The organism is Anaerococcus porci, assembly GCF_034090325.1.
GTDB classification, from domain to species: domain Bacteria; phylum Bacillota; class Clostridia; order Tissierellales; family Peptoniphilaceae; genus Anaerococcus; species Anaerococcus porci.
Window position 1 is genome coordinate 1 of the sequence record NZ_JAXDSU010000081.1, and the last position, 4,266, is coordinate 4,266.

Annotated in this window: 4 protein-coding genes; all 4 read right to left on the minus strand. The window is 31.0% G+C overall.

The window, feature by feature from the left end; genetic code table 11:
* The coding region (locus tag SOR60_RS08795) for a GNAT family N-acetyltransferase (RefSeq protein WP_320595728.1) at nucleotides 1-540 on the minus strand (540 nt) is incomplete at its 3' end.
* A 28-nt stretch (nucleotides 541-568) separates the two neighbouring features.
* On the minus strand, nucleotides 569-1,162 hold the full coding sequence (locus SOR60_RS08800; RefSeq protein WP_176269731.1) for a sugar transferase: 594 nt from the start codon (nucleotides 1,160-1,162) through the stop codon (nucleotides 569-571).
* A gap of 9 nt (nucleotides 1,163-1,171) precedes the next feature.
* Nucleotides 1,172-2,440: a DegT/DnrJ/EryC1/StrS family aminotransferase gene (locus SOR60_RS08805; protein ID WP_320595729.1), complete on the minus strand. Its 1,269-nt coding sequence runs from the start codon at nucleotides 2,438-2,440 to the stop codon at nucleotides 1,172-1,174.
* Nucleotides 2,441-2,448: 8 nt separating this feature from the next.
* Nucleotides 2,449-4,266 (minus strand): polysaccharide biosynthesis protein (locus SOR60_RS08810; protein ID WP_320595730.1); only part of this gene is annotated, 1,818 nt, incomplete at its 5' end.

A 4,266-nucleotide genomic window follows, 5' to 3' on the forward strand; every position in this document is an offset into this window, starting at 1 on the left:
TATTTTATTATTTTTCCATTCTGACCTTAATATAGATATTATATATCTGTCTCTAATCTCACCATGAGAATAAAGATCTTCTCTTAAAAGTCCTTCTCTAGTCCAACCTAATTTCTCAACTAATTTATGAGCAGCAATATTATTTGTTCTTTGAAATGCATATATTCTATTTAATCCTAGTTCTTTAAAGCCATAGTTTACTATAACTTTATAAGCATCTATTCCATAACCTTTTGAATGATATGCTTTATTTCCTATCACGCAATGATGTTCAGCTTTTCTTGCTTTATAGTCTATATCAAATAAACCACAAAATCCAATATATTCATTTGTTTCTTTATTAAATATAGAAAATTCTCTTCTAGAACTATCCATTTGTGCTTTTTGAAACCATGCTTGAGTTTTTGAGATTGATGTCGGAAAATCATAGTTTAAGGTAGCTTGAATTTCTATGTCATTAATCCATTCTGCTCTTTTTTTCATATCTTCCTTTTCTATTAATTTCAAAATAATTTTATTACCTACTAAAGTGTTTTCCATTTTATATCCTCTCATAATTCGAACAAATTTAAGACTTGTATATGTCTTTACTTTTAAATACTACCAATATAGTTTCTATTAATATTTTTAAATCATTTACTAAAGTTACATTATTCACATATTTATTATCATATTTTATTCTTTCGTCCCAACTAGCATTATTTCTGACTTTGACTTGTGCGTATCCTGTTATACCTGGTTTTACTTCAAATCTTTTTTTTGCCCATCCTGGATAATTTTCATAACCATCATAAGGATGGTATGTAACTGGTGGTCTTGGACCGACTAAGCTCATATTCCCAACAATTACATTAAACAATTGGGGAAGCTCATCAAGACTTAGTTTTCTAAGTACTTTTCCTACTTTGGTAATTCTTGAGTCACTCTCGCTTTTAACTTTAAGTCCATCACCTATATTTTCAGCATTTACAACCATAGTTCTAAATTTGTAAATAAAAAAAGCTTCTCCACCTTCTCCTAATCTTTTTTGCTTAAATAAGATAGGTCCTTTCGAATTAAGCTTTATTAAAATTGCTAAAATAATTAGAATAGGACATATGATAATAATTCCTATTAAGGATAAAAGAAAATCGATTAATCTTTTAAAATATTTTCTATACAATATTCACTCCTACTCAAAGCAAGCTTTAATAAGCTCAATAATTCTATCTTGATCATTTTCTGTCATTTTGTTATCACTTGGCAAGCATAATCCTCTATTGAATATATCTTCTCCAACATCAAAGGCTCTACCTTCGTCATCTTTTTGCGAATGTTTTATATATGCATTTGACATTGCTCTTGCATTTCCAAATCTATTTACAAATGAATTCATTCGATAGATAGGTTGCAGATGCATAGGTTTCCATATAGGTCTTCCTTCGGCATTGTATTTTGCAAGTACTTCTAAGATTTCTGTAGGTGAGGATTTTCCTTCTTCCCTAATATATAAAGCTTTTTTGTCACTTCTTACATGCTCTGACATAGCCTCTTCATCTATTATCATACAAGATAGCCAAAAACTTGGTTTTGAATTTTCCTTATCATATGGATTCATTGATATTGGCAAATCTTTTAATCCTTCTTTGTATCTTTCATAGATTTTTCTTTTTTGTTCTATGTGTTCATTAAGATATGGAAGTTGTCCTCTTACTACCCCTGCTATAACATTACTCATTCTGTAGTTGTATCCAACTTCTTCATGTTGGTACCATGGAGCATCTTCTCTTGATTGGGTTGACCATTTTTTTGCTTTTTCTATATCATGCTTTGAATCTGAGATTAGCATACCCCCTGATGAACCTGTTATAATCTTGTTTCCATTAAAGGAAATTATAGACACATCTCCAAAGGTTCCTGTTTGAACTCCCTTATATTTTGCACCAAATGATTCTGCGGCATCCTCTACTAGGTAAGCTCTATGTTTTTTACATATTTCTTTTATTTCATCAATTTTTGCTGGAACTCCATATAAGTTTACCATAACCACTACTTTAACCTCTGGATATAGTTCGAAGGCTTTATCTAAAGCTTTTGGATCCATATTCCAAGTATCATATTCTGTATCTATAAATATCGGAATTCCACCTTCATATAAAATTGGGTTCACAGTTGCTGCAAAGGTCATATCAGAACAAAATACTTTATCGCCTTTTTTTATTCCTGCAAGTTTCATTGCAAGGTGTAAGGCACTTGTTCCAGCAGAAAGACCTACTGTATATTTTGATTCAAGAATTTTGCTTATTTCTTCTTCAACTATATTAATGTTTTCTCCAACAGTTGACATCCAATTAGTTTCGTATGCTTTTTGCATATATTTTAACTCATCACCATGCATAGTAGGTGATGAAAGCCAAGCTTTGTTTTCTAATGGTCTAAATTCATCTTTATCTTTAAACATATACTCTCCTACTTTTCTTTTTCCCCTATAAAAGTGCTTATCAAAGTGTTTATAGTTTCAAATATATTTATATCATCTATGTGGTCTTGGTTTATAATATTATCAAGTTTTTCAAAGAAATCTTCCCTTGAAAACTCAAGTGGCTTTCCTATGGCTATTCCCTTATTTTCTGTTCCTTCAAGGCATTCTTCATCCATTAGTTTTTCTTCATAAAGTTTTTCACCAGGTCTAAGACCTGTGTACACTATTTTTATATCAATATCAGGTTCATATCCTGATAGTTTTATAAGCTCTCTTGCAAGGGTATCTATCTTTACTGGATCTCCCATATCAAGGACAAAAATTTCTCCACCCTTGGCCATTGAGCCTGCTTGAAGTACTAGTTTTACAGCCTCTTTTATTGTCATAAAATATCTTATAATATCAGGATGTGTTACTGTGACAGGTCCCCCTTCTGCAATTTGTCTTTTAAATAGGGGTATAACTGAACCATTGGACCCTAATACATTACCAAATCTTACTGCTACAAATTCCGTAGTAGGATTTTTTCCTTCAAGCTCTTTTGATGGATCTATTACTATAGTATGATCCCCATCTCTTTCAATTATCTTTGAAAGTTTTGAGTATTCTTGGTCTTTTTTTACATCATTTAGACCTTGAATTATTTTCTCACATACTCTTTTTGTAGCTCCCATTATTGATGTTGGATTTACCGCTTTATCTGTTGATATAAGTACAAATCTTTTAGCATCATACATAAGTGCCAAAAGGCCAACTATATAGGTTCCTCTTACATTATTTTTTATGGCTTCAATAGGACTTACTTCCATTAAAGGTACATGCTTATGAGCTGCCGCATGAAATATAATGTCAGGTCTATGTTTTTCAAAAACATGTTTTACTCTATTGTAGTCCCTTACAGAACCTATTAGTGTTCTTAAGTTTAAATCTTTGAAATTCCTCTTAAGCTCTTGCTCTATCTCATAAGCATTGTTTTCATATATATCAAAGATTATAAGCTCTTTGGGACCATATTGGGCAATTTGCCTACATAATTCTGAGCCTATAGAGCCACCTCCACCTGTAACTAAGACTACTTTATCATTAAGATATTCAAATGTTTCATTGTTAAATACCTTTACAGGCTCACGTCCAAGAAGGTCTTCTATTTGTATGTCTTTCATCCTTGATACTGAAATCTTTCCTTGAACTAGCTGATAAAGACCTGGAAGAATTTTAACTTCACATCCTGTACTATTGCATATCTTGAGAATATCTTTCTTTTGGTCACTTTGTGCTGATGGTAAGGCAACTAATATAATATCTATATTTTCTTTTACTACTAGATCTTTTATATCATTTCTTCCACCATATACCATCGCTCCATCTATGTATTGACCTTTTTTGCCTGGATTATCATCTATAAAGGCTATTACATTTATTTGAGTGTTTTCTTGCCTATTAGATTTATTTATATCTTCTTTTATAGTCTGTCCAGCAGATCCTGCTCCTACTATTATTGCTCTTTTAAATTTAGGATTTTTTTCAATTGCGTTATATCTTCCTTGGATAAGCATTTTTTTGGAAAATCTTAGACCGACTGTAAGAACATATTGGATTAAAAACCCAAAGATAAAATAAGATATAGGCATCCTATGTACAAATATTGTTATACCTAAAATATGAACTAGTAATGACAAGATAACTGCTTCCGTTATTTTTATTAACTCATTGTAAGATGCATACTCTAATATCATCCTATATAGCTTAAACATAGAATAAATCATTATAGTTATTATAGTATTTATCAAAGCATAGTTTCTAAA